Raw genomic sequence first — 15,427 nt, forward strand, 5'->3', positions numbered from 1 at the left:
TGGCTGCTATGGGCCAGGTTTTTAAATTAGACATACTATCCCTTATTGATCTAGTGCCTTTCTTAGATCGGCAACGAATTGTACTGCTTCTGATAAATCAGATTCATTTTCAATACCCTTCTCAATTTTTTCTACCAAGGCACTTCCCACAATAAATCCATCTGCCAAATCACGAATTTCCATCACCATTTCAGGCGACGAAATGCCAAACCCAAGAGCCGTTGGACAATTTGACTCCCGCCTCACTTGATTCATGAACTCTTTTAGATCTTCTGATAGAGTGTCTCTTGGACCTGTAACGCCTCTGGAAGCAATACAGTACAGAAAACCTTCGGCATCTCTTGCGATTTCTCTGATACGCTTACCAGATGTTGGTGCCACTAGTCGGATTTCTACTATTGGCAACGGTGAAAGAGGATGCCCTTGAAAAAATCTTGCTTCCTTTGGAAGATCTGGAATAATCACAGCATCCAGCCCTGTTTCTTCTGCACGTTTTCCAAAAAGATCCCACCCATATTGAAACAAGCTATTCACATAGGCCAAACTAACCAATGGCAATTCCGTTTTTTCTCTGATTTGTGCTACCATATCCAAGTAACGATCTGTATCCATGCCTTTTTCAAGCGAACGACTAGCAGCTCGTTGAAGAACCGGTCCATCTGCCAAGGGATCCGAGTAAGGAAGTCCAAGTTCAATGATATCTGCTCCGGCTTTTTCCAGCTCTAATACTAATTTTATGGTTGTTTCTATATCTGGATCGCCTGCAGTTATAAAGGGAATGAGTGCCTTTTGACCCTTTTCTTTTAATGTTTGTAATCGCTTTTGGAGCCGCATCATTTGTTTTCCTCCATTTCCATAATCCTATGAATATCTTTATCGCCTCTTCCAGAAAGATTCATAATAATAATTTTATCTGGATCCATCAATGGAGCTATTTTTAACACCTGTGCCAATGCATGTGCACTTTCAAGGGCTGGAATAATACCTTCATATTGAGTCAACACATAAAAAGCCTCTACTGCTTCCTGATCCGTAACCCCTTCATAAGTCACTCTTTTAGAATCATGTAGATAGGCATGTTCTGGCCCAATCCCTGGATAATCAAGGCCAGCTGATATAGAGTGGACTGGTTCAATACCTCCATGCTTGTTCTGCATCAAATACGTCAGCATTCCATGAATAACACCGACACTACCACGATTAAGCGCAGCAGCATGCTGGCCACTATCAAGCCCTAACCCAGCAGCTTCCACCCCTACAATACGAACCTGATGATTGTCAATAAATGGATGAAAAAGGCCAATGGCATTGCTTCCACCTCCAACACAGGCGACCAATACATCTGGTAATCTACCTTCTAGCTCCATAATCTGTTTTTTTGTCTCCACTCCTATCACTCTTTGGAAGTTTCGAACCATAACCGGATAGGGATGCGGCCCCACAACCGATCCAATAATGTAGTGAGTATCCTCTACCCTAGAAATCCAGTCTCTGATGGCCTCATTAGTGGCATCTTTCAGGGTTCCTGTTCCTGAATCCACAGCATGAACCTGAGCCCCTAAAATTTTCATTTTATACACATTCTGGGCCTGTCTCTTAATATCTTCTGCACCCATGAAAACATCGCATTCCAGTCCCATTTTCGCACTAATCGTTGCTGTTGCAACACCATGCTGCCCCGCTCCAGTTTCTGCAATCACACGCTTTTTACCCATTCTTTTCGCCAATAGTGCCTGACCTATGACATTATTAATCTTATGAGAACCCGTATGATTTAAATCTTCTCTCTTAAAGTAAACTTTTGCACCGCCTAGATATTCTGTTAAATTTTCAGCGAAATAGAGAGGGGTTTCTCGACCCGCATACTGCTTTAATAACCCTTCCAGTTCTTGAACAAAAGACGGATCTGCATATGCTTTTTTTAGCTCATCCTCCAACTCCATCAACGCACTCATCAATGTCTCTGGAGCATACTGACCCCCAAAAATACCAAATCGGTCTTCCAAGGTCAACTCTTCAATTGCTTTTTCCATGGTTGCTATCATTTTCCCACACTCCTATTTCTTGATTTGTAAATTAATTCAATTATTTTTTTCTCGGATTTTATTCCGTTCACTTCAACACCAGTACTAATATCCACTATATCTGGATTCACTGTTTCGATAGCTTGTTTAATATTACTAGCATTTAGACCACCGGCTAACACAAGTTTTCCTTCTACGGAAATATTGCGGACCATCTCCCAAGGAAAGACTACCCCATTTCCACCAGGAAGAGGGCCTGGTGCATCCAATAAATATCCATCTACTTGATACTCTCTCATATGACTAAGATCCTCTGTTTCACGGATCGTAAAACTTTTCCAAACTTGATACCCTTTTCTTTTCACTCGACGGCAATAGGCTGGACTTTCGTCACCATGAAGCTGAATGACATCTAGCCTCGCCTTATGAACTGTTGCTAGTAGTTCCGTTTCATCCTGATTAACAAAAACTCCAACACGTTGAATAGAAGTATCCAGATCCTTTGTCAGATTCACAGCCTGTTCCAATGTCACTTGCCTTTTGCTAGGTGCAAAAACAAAACCAATATAATCCGGCAATCCGTTATGAATCCCCCTCAATTCTTCCTGTCTACTGATACCACATATTTTCACTTGAGTCATGACACTACTCCTCTCAATGACCTCAACCTATCGCCTGGATTTCCATGAGTCAAAAGAGTCTCTCCCACTAATACCCCAGATGCACCATGATTTTTGACTTGAATACAGTCCAAATTGTTTCGTATGCCACTTTCGCTAATCATACAGATCTCTCTTGGTAGGTAACCACTTAACTTTTCCGTCCTTTGAATGTCTACCTTCATTGTTTTTAAATCTCGATTGTTAATCCCAATAAAGTCATTTTTTGAAGTCAGATTTAAAGCTTTAACCCGATCCAATTCTTCTCTGTCGTGAACCTCCAACAAACATTGTAAATCTAATTGATGTGCTACTTGATGAAAAGATTTTAACTCCTGATCCGTTAACGCCGCTATTATTAGTAAAATGATATCCGCCTTCATTTTTTTACTCTGATAAATTTGATATGGGCTAATAATAAAATCTTTTCTTAAAACAGGAAGGGAAACCATATTTTTTACTTCTGTGAAATCTTGAAAACTTCCATGAAAGTAATTAGCTTCCGTTAAAACAGAGATAGCCGCTGCACCAGCATCCTGATAGGATTTCGCCAGATTTCCAGGATGTTTTATGTCACACAGCTTTCCTTTTGAGGGAGACGCTCTTTTTATTTCTGCAATAACCGCAGGTGCCTCTTTTTCCTCTCTCTTTTTTAAAAGATTCGGATGCAGAGATAGGGAGGGTCTATTGTCTAATCCCTGGTTTTCCAGATTATCTCGCAATACTTTCATAGGAAGTAATTTTTGCTGAAGCAATAAATGTTCTCGCGTCTTTTCAAGAATTTTTTTCAGCATGCCATCCCTCCCTCTTTCTGCTTTTCCTTTTGAAGGAGTTTGTGCAAAGCTACTGCCCTTCCATCATCTATAATTTCAGCAGATTTGATCACACCTTCTTGTAGATTTCTAACAATACCAGATATATAAAGAACGGCTCCTGCATTGAGAAGCACAATCGAACGATTTCCGTCCCGTTTTCCTTCCAACACCCATCGAATCTTTTCTGCATTTTCTTCTGGTCCAGCTCCTTCTAATTCTTTTAAATTTACTAATTCCAAACCTAATTCCTCTGGTTTAATAACATACTCCATAATTTCTTCGCAATTAATTTCACAAACATAGGAGTCTCCAGTAACGGTCAATTCATCCATTCCATCAGTTCCATGCACAACCATCCCACGTTTTACTCCCATTTTTATTAGTGCTTCTGCCATGGGTCTTGTCAAAGAGGCATCGTAAACTCCCACAACTTGTTGCTCAAGGTTCCCAGGATTAGCCAAAGGACCTAGCAGGTTAAATACATTTCTGAAACCAAGAACTTTTCGTACTTTCGCCGCATGTCTCATGCTAGCATGGTAATCTGGGGCGAACAAAAATCCCATCCCATACCGGTGTAGATTCCCCATGGCCCTAGCTGGCTCCTGATGAATGGCAATGCCCATGGCTTCTAGCACATCTGCACTGCCTGAGTTGCTTGAAACACTTCGATTTCCATGCTTTAACACTTTTGCTCCCCCAGCCGCCGCTACCAATGCTGCTGCAGTAGAAACGTTGAATGTTTTTCCTCCATCTCCGCCGGTTCCACAGGTATCTACCGCTTCTGGACAAGCGTAAGGCATTGGCTTTGCACGACTGCGCATAACCTTGGCTGCTGCTACCAATTCTTCTACTGTCTCTCCTTTGTGACGAAGAGCCGTCAGAAAGGAAGCCAGATGTATTTCTTGGACTTTTCCATCCATAATAGCATTCATGGTTTCTGTCATTTCTACCCCTGTTAAGGGATCATTTTCCATAAGTTTTTCAATCACGTTCCTTAAACTGATCATGCGACGATCTCCTTTCTCAAAAAGTTGTTCAGAATTTCTTTTCCATAATCCGTAGCAAGAGATTCTGGATGAAACTGTAATCCATAAATAGGGTAGTGTTTATGTTCCATGGCCATTATTTCCTTTTGATCTGTTAAGGCGGTAACTTTCAAGTCTAGTGGTAGTGCTTCTGGGCTAACCACCAGAGAGTGGTACCGTGTTGCATGAAAGACTTCAGGAATCCCCTTTAAAATTCCGCTATTTTCATGATATATTTTATCTGTCTTCCCGTGAACACGTCTTGTTGCATGAACAACTTTTCCACCAAAAGCCTCTCCCATAGCCTGATGTCCCAAACATATTCCAAGAGTTGGAATACGAGGGCCTAATTGTTGAATCGCTTCAATAGAAATGCCGGCATCTATGGGAAACCCTGGTCCAGGTGAAATCACTACATGAGAAGGTGCCATCTGCTTCAGTTCTTCAATGGTCACTTCATTGTTCCGAATTACTTTTACTTCTGGGTTAATTTCTCCGATGTACTGAAATAAATTATACGTAAAGGAATCATAATTATCTAAAATAATAATCATTTTTCTTTTTCCTCTCTTTCTCTCTCCTCTATAAGAACTTGCAACAGCCCTTGGGCTTTCCGATAGGTTTCCAGATATTCTGCTTCTGGCTTAGAATCTTCTACAATTCCTGCCCCTGCTTGAACATAAGCTTTATCCTTCTGAAACAAAACGCTGCGAATGGTAATACACGTATCCATATGGCCGTTATAACTAAAATATCCAACCGCCCCCCCGTAAGGCCCTCTTTTCACAGGTTCCAATTCATCAATTATATTCATAGCACGTATTTTCGGAGCACCAGATAAGGTTCCCGCTGGCAGACATGAAGCTAAAGCATCAAAAGCATCTGTCTCATTTCTAAGTTCTCCCTGAACTTCTGTTACCAGATGCATCACATGAGAGTATTTTTTAACGACCATGAAGGGATCTACAACAACACTTCCAAATGCCGATACTTTCCCAACATCATTTCTGGCTAGATCCACCAACATTAAGTGTTCTGCCTTTTCTTTTTCATCAGAAGCCATTTCTTCAGCCAACGCTTCATCTTCCTCTGGTGTTTTTCCACGCGGCCTTGTCCCTGCAATGGGACAGGTCTCCATAGATCCCTTGGTGCATTTTACTAGCATTTCCGGCGATGCTCCCATCAACTGATAATCATCAAAATCAAAATAAAATAAATAGGGTGACGGATTTAAGTTTCTAAGTTTTCGATAAGCCTCAAAAGGCGGAGGTGAAGGGTGAACGCAGTACCTCTGGGATAACACAACTTGAAAAATATCACCATTTTGAATATATTTTTTGGCTTTTAGTACTTTTTCCTTAAAGCTGTCCTCCGTCTCCGTACTAATTGTTCTTGTGCTTTCCTGTGGATTTAACTTATTATTCTCTCCCTCTACCAAAGGTTGATGGATCTTTTCAGCCAATTCCTCTAATTGTTCTACGGTTTTTCTATAATTTTGCAATAAAGAACCATTGGATTCTGCCACAACTATTAGTAAAATTCCTTGCCTTGCATGATCATATGCAACCAGTTGATTTACGATCAAAAATTCAGATTCTGGTAATTTCCGATCATCCCTACCCGCTTCTCCCAATTTTTCATATTGACGAACTAAGTCGTATCCCATGGTACCAACAGCACCACCGATCAGATCTGGTCCTTCTTCAAAAGGGGAAGGAATTGCTTGTCCCAATATTTCTTTAAGACATTCCATGACCTTTCCTTCTCCTTCATGTATATCACCATCCTTGTACTGAATCTTCCATTTTCTTCCATAAGATGTTAATCGTTTTTCCGGTTGACTTCCAATATAAGAATATCTACCACGTTCTACACCATCCTCTACACTTTCCAGTAGGAATGATCCTCCTGGCTGTTTCAGTTTTTGATATAAGGTAATAGGTGTTTCTGTATCTCCTGGTAATTCGGCCGTCACACAAACTCGCTTATTTTTGTTGGCTTTTTCTTCATAGATTTCGTAGGGCATGATTTTCATATGGCATCCTCCTAGTTTTAAATACAAAAAAAAACACATCGATCCCTTCATAGGGACGATGTGTTTTTCACACTCGCGGTGCCACCCAGTTTAGACAATAATCTTCTAACAACAAAGCTTACACTTTATAACAAAAACGCACCCCATCCTCAATTCAGGACGAAATGCGTTGATTCCGTGTTGCCACCTATGTTAGACGATTTAACGTCTCACTCTTTACAGATACGGAAGAAAAATTCCTCGATACCCTGTCTTATTAACGGTAGACTTCCGGCCAACACTACTCCATTTTGTTTGGTGCGGCTTCTCCTGGAACCATTCAGCAACCTGACTATCACCGGGCTTCCACCATTCCCAGCTCGCTTTAGACTTACAGATGTCGCTTACTATCTCCATTCATTGAATTTTTATTGTTAATTTTTATCAATGATACACGCTTTAATGAACTTTGTCAAGCTAATTCGGTCATTTAAAATATTCTAAAATTTCATTTTGATCTACTAATATCCTTAGGAGGCCCAGGAAAAAATGCATTGGTTCGTTGTGCATAAGCTTCAAATTCTAGATTGCCTTGATATTTCTTCTCTAGCATAGGCACTCCTGAGACAAAAAGTAATAACCAGGTAATAACCAACGGACTTATCATGCCTGACCACCCCCATTCAACAGGAATAGACATAATCCATAACCCCCACCACATAGTAGCTTCACCAAAATAATTGGGGTGACGGGTCCATCGCCACAATCCATGCTGAATAATTTTCCCTTTATTTTGAGGGTCTTTTTTAAAGTCTCTGAGTTGTTGATCCCCAACGAATTCAAAGTAAAAACCAATCATCCAAACAATGAGTCCTATTATCTCAAGAAATCCAAATCCTTTTTGGGTAGATGCTTGTATCAACAATATTGGATACACCACCACCAGCATGAAAAATCCTTGCAATAGAAACACTTGAAAAAAAGCTCTGAGTACCACCCATTTACCCCATTCTTCCCGCCATTTCGCATAACGAAAATCTTCCGGTTTACCCATATTGCGATGAATAATGTGATAGGTCAGCCGGCAACCCCAAATGATTACCAGAACCATAGCCATGGTTCCTCTTGCCGTAAAGGTGTCCGAGGCCAACCAAGCATAAATCGTTACTAGGACAAAGCCTGCCCCCCAACCCATGTCGACAATCGAATTATTTTTAAGGATCTGGGCTGCCACAAAAAACAGCATGAAATATATTAAAATAACGATCGCCGAAGAGAATAGCACTTTTTCCATGGATTATGTCTCCTCTCCACCTTGCACCAATGACACGGCTACCGCTTCCTTCCCGGAACTTAAAGCGACAATTGGTGATATGCCTGTGATGTACATAGGTTCTTTTCCAAGGATTTTCACTAGTTTTTCTCTGAATTCTTCTGCCTTCTCTAATGCATCTCCATGAACAATACAGTACTCTTGCACCGGTTTTTCATGGTGAATCCTGCTGACAATCTCCATGATTTTGCGTGTATTGGCTTTCCGACTAAAGGCTTTTGCAAAGGCTATTCCTTTTCCCTTGTTATCCAAAGATACAATTGGCTTTAAGTTCAACCATTTAGCCAGTTTTCCTTTTATTGGACTAACCCTTCCACCTCGAACCATATATTCAAAGGTTGCTACACTGACAAATATATGGGTTTGAGGGATCAGCTTATGCACCAAAGATTTAACTTCTTCAAATGATTTTCCATTTTGAATGGCCTCCGCCGCTTTTACTACCAGCAAACCCTGTGCTCCAGAGTTCTTCAATGTATCAATTACAGCAACCTTTTCTTCTTTTATATTGTACTTTTCTGCTTCACGAAGAATTCCTTGATACGTTCCACTAATCTTTCCAGAAACCGTTAACACCAACACTTTTTCATAATGAGTAACCAAAAATTCTAGGGTTTCACGAATCCTCTTGACGCTTGGTTGAGATGAAGTTGGATACGTTTTGAGCTGGTCCAGAAACGAAAATATTTGTTCTGGCAATACGGTAACTCGATCTAAAAATGGAGTTTCCTCCACCAACAATTGTAGCGGTAATAGATGAATGCGATAGTGATCCATTATGGATTTTGGAATATCTGCTATAGAATCTGTTAGCAAAGCGATCAGAGGCTTCTCATCTTCCATTGCTTCCAACTGCCGCTTCATATCATCCACTTTTTGCTGTTTAACCACCCCATGCTGCCCCATATGTTGGAATATTTCCTCTGGATAATCTGTATGAAGATGAAAACGAACTCGTTGTGGATTTCCTGCTAAAATGACGGAGTCTCCTCTTTGTATTAAATTCTTTTTAATGTTTTCCAATGGCATCTTTGCACCAACAAGGTAGCCTTCTGTACAGTACCGATAATTAATTTCCGATTTTAAATGTCCTTTTTTTGACATATCCATCCTTTCCGTTGGTAACTTTCCCCGAATCAATGCTTTTACATTTTTAGGATTCAGTGATTCAGCAATACCTTCTAAAAAATGAACAAACCCTTGGGCACCCGAATCTACTACAGAAGCTTTTTTTAGTACTTCTAGCTTATCTGGTGTCTTTTTCAATGATTCTCTGGCTCTTTCTAAGGATTTTGATAACACTTCGCCAAAATCATTACTGTTTTTGCCTAACTCATAAAAAGCTTCTGCCCATTCTTTTAGCACGGTCAGCATCGTTCCTTCCACAGGATTTGCCATAGATTCATATGCGTAGGGAACCGAACGAATTAAGGATTCACCAAAAACTCCAGTAGAAATTTCTTTGTGCGGTTTCATCTCTTCTGCCAATCCATGTAAAAATTGAGCCAAAATAACACCTGAATTTCCTCTGGCACCAGTTAATGAAGCAGCTGCCATAGATTCAAACGTTTGATTCACTGCTGTCTGTGGTTTTACTTCTTCCAAAATATGATTTAAGGTCAACGAAAGGTTATTGCCTGTATCGCCATCTGCCACTGGAAATACATTTATTTGATTTAAATGATGTCTTTGGAGGGATACCTTTCTTGCTCCTGCCATCAATGCATAATAAACACGCTTTCCATTCAGATAGTAAATTTTCATAGAGGTTCCTCCTAAAGTAAAGAGATTCTTGCTTAAAAAATATCTACCCCTAAAGCAGCTTGTCTACGCATCCATAGCTAATCAAACTCGATCCCTCTCCAAATAATTTCCATGCTTATGTAACACTGGCTTTACCCCTTATCTGTTGGCATACTGCCTCTCTTACCCACACAGGATACACTTGCTAATCCTAGCATAATGAGGACTATGCCAATCCAAGCATGCCATGTAAGGGTTTCTCCAACAAAAAAGACACCTAAAAGCGCTGCCGTCATTGGCTCTGCCAAAGTAACAGTCACAGCAGTAGAAGCCGTTGTACTCTTAAGTCCACTGGCAAAAAAGAGATATGCTCCCGCTGTGGCAACCACTCCTAAGTAAACAGAAACAGCAAATCCTTTTGGCTCAATAATCCATGAAGCATCCCCCATTATCAATAATGGCAATAAGAGCATTGCACTGATAGAAAAAATTATGGCTACAACTGTTTCAGAATCATTATAAAGCAGTAGTTCTTTGCTGAAAATGATATACATTGCGAATCCAAATCCAGCCACTAGGGCTAATAGGATCCCCTTAGGATCTACACTTATTTCTGTCTCATTGGCAATAAACAACAAGAAGCAACCTGTAATCGCCATGAAAGTGGAGATCCACCATTCTTTGACCGGTGCTTTTTTCCACAGAGTCCATTCCATCACCCCAGCCATTACTGGAGCACTTCCTAAAGCTACGACGGTTCCAACAGCCACTCCGGTAATAGCAACCGAAGAGAAGAAAACTGGCTGAAAGATCGAAATGCTAACTGCTGAAATTAGCGTGTATTTTATTGGCATATACCGAACCTGTAGTTTTCCGCGCAACAGCGCCAACAAGAAAAGAGAGAACCCACCCATCACCATCCTTACGGCTCCAAGGGTCAGCGGAGTGGCCGTTTCAGGCGCAATTGTTTGCATCGTCCCCGTAGTGCCCCATAAAATTGCTGCAATTAAAATATAACCCATTCCCCTACCTCCACTATGACTTATTCTACTCCCATTGTATGTCTCTAAACCCACTTATGCAATGGGAAAAAACAGTGCTTTTTCCATCTGGTTTCAGCCTATCCTCTCTTTCTTTTTTCGAAAATCTGCGGTATGCTTAGGTTCAGGTTTAGAATTTCACACCATTTTGAAAGGAGTTTATCTATGAAACCCGAACAATTACGTAAATATGCTGAAACCGTTATTAAAATTGGCGTTAACTTACAGCCTGGTCAAAAGCTAGTCATTAAATCTCCCATCGAAACCTCTGAGTTTGCTAGAACTCTGTCTTCCATTGCATTTGATGCAGGAGCTGGGGATGTATTTATCGACTGGAAAGACGAACTGCATTCAAAAATCAGGTATCAAAAAGCACCAGAAAAAGCTTTCGAAGTATTTCCAAATTGGCAGAAAGATTTCCATATGGAGTTGGCAGAGGAAGGTGCGGCTTTTATCAGTATCGCCGCCAATGATCCTGAGTTAATGAAAGAAGTGGATCCAGAAATCTTAATGAAGCACCAAAAGACCATTAACACTGCTCTCAAAGAATATCGAAATCGATTGATGGGAAATCAAAACGCTTGGAATGTGATTGCATACCCTACCATCTCTTGGGCAAAAAAAGTTTTTCCAGATCTGTCAGAAGAAAAAGCCGTCGAAAAACTAGGAGAAGCGATTATCACTTCTGTAAGAGCTGATCTCCCTGACCCCATCGACGCTTGGGAAAGTCATAAAAAAAGTCTGAAAAACCGAATGGATTTTTTAAATCATCAGCAATTTGAAACACTTCATTTTAAAAATAATTTAGGAACGGATTTAACCATTCACCTTCCAGAAAACCATTTATGGACAGCTGGTGCTGAAGTAACCCAGGAAGGAGTGGACTTTATTGCCAATATGCCAACAGAAGAAGTGTTTACGCTTCCCCATAAAGATGGGGTCCATGGAAAGGTTGTTAGCTCTAAACCCCTTCCCTATAATGGAAATCTCATAGACGATTTTTCTCTTACTTTCCATAATGGAAAAATCGTAGATTTCTCTGCATCTAAAGGCTATGAAACTCTAAAAGGACTAATCGAAACAGATGAAGGTTCACTTCGATTGGGAGAAGTCGCTTTGGTTCCTTACGACTCACCAATTTCCAATTCTGGTATCCTATTCTTCAATACGCTTTTCGATGAGAACGCTTCCTGCCACTTAGCCCTTGGAAAAGCATATCCAGTTTGCCTGAAAAACGGCAACAAAATGACACCGGAAGAGTTGTCCTCCGCCGGTGTTAATGAATCGCTAGTACATGAAGACTTTATGATCGGAACCTCTGATCTTAGTATTATTGGCATCACAAAAGATGGAAAGAAGATACCTATCTTCTATAATGGTAATTTTGTAGATTAACATTCAATGCCTAAAAATCCGCTGCTATTCATTGCCAGCGGATTTTTTAAAAGGACATTGGTTTCCCAGATACACAGCTCTAATGGGTGAACCATCGCCACCATGAATTTTGAGGGGAAGGAAAGAAAACCAACCTCTGGTTTCTTTCACTTGATCAAGATTGCAAAGATTTTCAACAATCAAGACTTCCTGCGGCATCAAAATAGAATGTGCTTTAAAGCTTCCCTTTGTTGTTGGATCAATACTTAAAGCATCGATTCCTACTAGAGAAACGCCCAGTTCAAGAATAGCAGAAGTCAATCCTTCTGAAAAATATGGATGATGTAAATACGCTTCTTTTCCAAAGTACTTATCCCAACCAGTCTGAAAAACAAGAAACTCACCTGGGTTTATCAGTGGAAGTATGGGTTCAATGTCTTTCTTCTCTATCCTCTCTCCAGCCATCTTATGCTGTAGTTTTACAATAGTCCCGCATCCAATAAACCGTTCCAGTGGCAATTCATCAATACAACTACCATGACGACTAAAATGCCGAGGCGCATCTATATGGGTTCCGGAATGACTACCCAAATGAAGTCGATCCACTTGACAGCCACTAGTCTTGTGGGTATCCCAGGATTCTATCCGGACATCCGGATCTCCCGGATAGGTTTGCATAGAATTTTTCAACGGGTGACTCAGATCAATACTCTGCACATTTATTCTCCATTCCCAAAATCTTCTATTTTATATGTCCGTGACTTTCAGCCTCTGCTACTTCTATAGGTCTGTTTTTATCATCCACAAAAACAATTTTAGGTTTAAATTCATGTGCCTGCTCCTGGCTCAACCAGCAATAAGCAATAATGATACACGTGTCTCCAGGTTGAACTAGCCTGGCCGCAGCTCCATTAAGGCATATTACACCGCTATTTCTCTCTCCTTCAATCACGTAGGTTTCCAATCGACTCCCGTTGTTATTGTTAACGATTTGAACTTTTTCTCCAGAAAGAATTCCTGCCTGCTCCATCAACTCTTTATCAATAGTAATGCTTCCTACGTAGTTCAAATTCGCTTCTGTAATAGTCGCCCTATGAATTTTTCCTTTAAACATATTTAACATCAATATCTCTCACCAACCTAACTAAAGTAATACATTTATCATATAATAGACCACCAATAAATGCACGATTTTTTTCATTATTTACCTAATATATAGAAGCTAGCATTTAACCTCCTGAATCCCGCTATATCCTAAATGAGTTCCTTGATTTTTCAGAATTCATTGTCTAATATTCCCTATTCATGGTATACTAAATAAAAATATATCCGTTCATAACTTGTTTTTTCATTAGTTTACTTAAGAGAGGAGTTTTTCTATTGAACCTATCTAAAAAAATTATTCTCTATATAAGCATACTCGTTATTTTGGTTGCCATGGGGTTGGGCATCAGTGCTGTATATTTTAGCAGTCAAGTCATCACCTCTCAGGCAGAAGAAAGTTTATTTAATCAAGCTAGAGATGGAGCAAGGTTAATCAGTGACACCTCCGCTCTAAGACTTCAGGTCATTCAAGAAATGACAGAACGTGATGCCGTTCAATCCATGGATTGGCTAGCACAACGTATCAGTTTACAATCCGACATCCAACGTTTAGGATATCGGGATCTTGCCATCATAAATCCACAGGGGTATGCTCAATATGTTCAGGATTCCGACGGTGTTGCCAACTATTCTAATATGCCTTTTGCTCAACAGGCACTTTCTGGCAACGTATATATATCGGATGTATCCATAGACCCTCGAACAAAAGATGCCTATATTACCTACTCTGTCCCTATTATCCGAAACAACCAGGTCTTGGGTGCCCTTATTGCCCAGCAGGATGTACATATTCTTCTTGATACTATCAGTACCATGGGTTTTGGCGATTCAGGATATTCCTATATCATCAATAATGAAGGAAGAGTTGTAATTCATGAAAACTGGGAGTTTGTGACTAATGAGTTTATGCCTATGGATGAAGTAGAAGAAGATGTTTCTCTGCAACCATTGGCATCCGCATTTGAACAAATTCTATCTAACGAATCTGGGGTTGGTAGCTATACCTTTAATGGAAACGATCTGTATCAGGGATATTATCCCATTGAGGGAACAAATTGGTATCTGGTAACCATTGCCCATCAGGATGAAGTGTTGGCTGGTCTTAGCAATCTTCAAAGCATGATGTTCCTCATTACCATAGGGTTTTTAGGGATAGGAGTTATCTTTGCCATTAAAGTCAGTGGAAGCATCTCTACACCCATTAAAAATTTATCGAATATTATTATAAAAATTTCTGAATACGATTTAACCTTTGACGAAAATAGTCCTGCCCTTCAATATATGAAACGTAAAGACGAAATAGGAACCATTACCAAGGCTTTGGCTACTATGCAAAAAAGCTTCATTGACTTAATTCAGCAGATTAGTGATAGCGCCCAAAATCTTGCTTCCTCTTCACAACAGCTAACAGCAACTAGCCAGCAATCTGCCACTGCCTCTAACGAAGTATCCAAAACCATTGAAGATATTGCACGTGGTGCTTCTGATCAAGCAAAAGATACTGAAAGTGGTGCCAGTCATGTGAATGAACTGGATCAGATCATCCAAGGAAACCAACAATACATGAAGACACTCAACAAATCCTCCTTAGTCACTGATCGAATGAAAAACGAGGGCCGAGAAGTCCTAAAGGGAGTCGTCCTTAAAACAGAGGCCAGCGGTAAAGCTGCTCTGGAAGTACATCAGGTTATTCAAGAAACCAATGATAGTGCCCATCAGATACAAAATGCCAGTGCCATGATTAAAAGCATCGCAAAAAAAACCAACCTTTTAGCCCTTAATGCAGCCATCGAATCTGCAAGAGCTGGAGAAGCTGGTCGAGGTTTTGCAGTTGTGGCAGATGAAATACGCAAACTAGCGGAACAGTCTAATCAGTTTACAGAAGAAATCGAGTCGATTATTAAAGAGTTGACGAATAAAACCAGTAGCGCCGTAACAACTATGCAAGAAGTCAGTGAAATAGCAGAATCTCAAACCAAAGAAATTTATGAAACCAATGAAAAATTTGATGGAATACATGAAGCAGTAAACCATATGCTTCAAGTCATTGAAGACCTCAACCAGTCTGGTCGAGAAATGGATCATAAAAAAGGGGAGATTATTTCTGTCATTGAAAACCTCTCTGCCATTTCCCAAGAAAATGCAGCAGGTACAGAGGAAGCGTCAGCCTCTGTTGAAGAACAAACTGCCGCTATGGACCAAATAGCCAGTACTAGCGAAGATCTATCTCGATTAGCGCAGGATATGCAGGCAGCTGTTTCTATCTTTAAATTGTAGCAATTCATTGAAAAAGTCC

Annotated in this window: 14 protein-coding genes and 1 other annotated feature; of the genes, 2 read left to right on the top strand and 12 right to left on the bottom strand. The window is 40.3% G+C overall.

The genetic code is table 11. The features are described 5' to 3' along the window. Positions 1-42: 42 nt before the first annotated feature. The 10 genes from trpA to ACZ47N_RS01845 all read right to left on the bottom strand — a co-directional run bounded on the left by trpA (position 43) and on the right by ACZ47N_RS01845 (position 10,635). Positions 43-837, bottom strand: coding sequence for a tryptophan synthase subunit alpha (gene trpA, locus ACZ47N_RS01800; RefSeq protein WP_464887434.1), 795 nt, complete (start codon positions 835-837; stop codon positions 43-45). Then, positions 834-2,045, bottom strand: coding sequence for a tryptophan synthase subunit beta (gene trpB / locus ACZ47N_RS01805; protein ID WP_464887435.1), 1,212 nt, complete (start codon positions 2,043-2,045; stop codon positions 834-836). Before trpB ends, trpA begins: the two co-directional genes overlap by 4 nt. Continuing rightward, entirely contained in the window at positions 2,042-2,665 is a 624-nt protein-coding gene (locus tag ACZ47N_RS01810; protein WP_464887436.1) for a phosphoribosylanthranilate isomerase, read from the bottom strand. The genes trpB and ACZ47N_RS01810 overlap by 4 nt, the downstream gene beginning before the upstream one ends. Continuing rightward, complete coding sequence (trpC, locus tag ACZ47N_RS01815; protein ID WP_464887437.1) at positions 2,662-3,477, bottom strand: indole-3-glycerol phosphate synthase TrpC; 816 nt, start codon at positions 3,475-3,477, stop codon at positions 2,662-2,664. Before trpC ends, ACZ47N_RS01810 begins: the two co-directional genes overlap by 4 nt. Further along, positions 3,471-4,505, bottom strand: coding sequence for an anthranilate phosphoribosyltransferase (trpD, locus tag ACZ47N_RS01820; protein ID WP_464887438.1), 1,035 nt, complete (start codon positions 4,503-4,505; stop codon positions 3,471-3,473). The genes trpC and trpD overlap by 7 nt, the downstream gene beginning before the upstream one ends. After that, complete coding sequence (locus ACZ47N_RS01825) at positions 4,502-5,077, bottom strand: anthranilate synthase component II (protein ID WP_464887439.1); 576 nt, start codon at positions 5,075-5,077, stop codon at positions 4,502-4,504. Before ACZ47N_RS01825 ends, trpD begins: the two co-directional genes overlap by 4 nt. Beyond that, positions 5,074-6,558, bottom strand: coding sequence for an anthranilate synthase component I (gene trpE / locus ACZ47N_RS01830; protein ID WP_464887440.1), 1,485 nt, complete (start codon positions 6,556-6,558; stop codon positions 5,074-5,076). Before trpE ends, ACZ47N_RS01825 begins: the two co-directional genes overlap by 4 nt. A gap of 152 nt (positions 6,559-6,710) precedes the next feature. Then, positions 6,711-6,967, bottom strand: a binding site (T-box leader). 78 nt (positions 6,968-7,045) lie between these two features. After that, a complete protein-coding gene (locus ACZ47N_RS01835; protein ID WP_464887441.1) occupies positions 7,046-7,831 on the bottom strand; it encodes a DUF1295 domain-containing protein in 786 nt (261 codons plus the stop codon). 3 nt (positions 7,832-7,834) lie between these two features. Beyond that, positions 7,835-9,634: a DAK2 domain-containing protein gene (locus ACZ47N_RS01840; RefSeq protein ID WP_464887442.1), complete on the bottom strand. Its 1,800-nt coding sequence runs from the start codon at positions 9,632-9,634 to the stop codon at positions 7,835-7,837. A 131-nt stretch (positions 9,635-9,765) separates the two neighbouring features. Beyond that, complete coding sequence (locus ACZ47N_RS01845; protein ID WP_464887443.1) at positions 9,766-10,635, bottom strand: EamA family transporter; 870 nt, start codon at positions 10,633-10,635, stop codon at positions 9,766-9,768. 183 nt (positions 10,636-10,818) lie between these two features. On the opposite strand from ACZ47N_RS01845, the gene ACZ47N_RS01850 reads away from it, so the two are divergent. Continuing rightward, entirely contained in the window at positions 10,819-12,048 is a 1,230-nt protein-coding gene (locus ACZ47N_RS01850; protein ID WP_464887444.1) for an aminopeptidase, read from the top strand. A gap of 24 nt (positions 12,049-12,072) precedes the next feature. Here the strand turns inward: ACZ47N_RS01850 and ACZ47N_RS01855 are convergent, their stop codons facing one another. Together ACZ47N_RS01855 and panD are read right to left on the bottom strand one after the other, a co-directional pair. Continuing rightward, positions 12,073-12,744, bottom strand: coding sequence for a cyclase family protein (locus ACZ47N_RS01855; protein ID WP_464887445.1), 672 nt, complete (start codon positions 12,742-12,744; stop codon positions 12,073-12,075). Between the two features lie 25 nt (positions 12,745-12,769). Beyond that, positions 12,770-13,150, bottom strand: coding sequence for an aspartate 1-decarboxylase (panD, locus tag ACZ47N_RS01860; RefSeq protein ID WP_464887446.1), 381 nt, complete (start codon positions 13,148-13,150; stop codon positions 12,770-12,772). Between the two features lie 257 nt (positions 13,151-13,407). On the opposite strand from panD, the gene ACZ47N_RS01865 reads away from it, so the two are divergent. Then, positions 13,408-15,408 (top strand): methyl-accepting chemotaxis protein, encoded by a 2,001-nt coding sequence (locus tag ACZ47N_RS01865; protein ID WP_464887447.1) that lies wholly within the window; start codon positions 13,408-13,410, stop codon positions 15,406-15,408. Positions 15,409-15,427: the final 19 nt, after the last annotated feature.

The sequence above is a fragment of the Tindallia texcoconensis genome, from assembly GCF_055383815.1.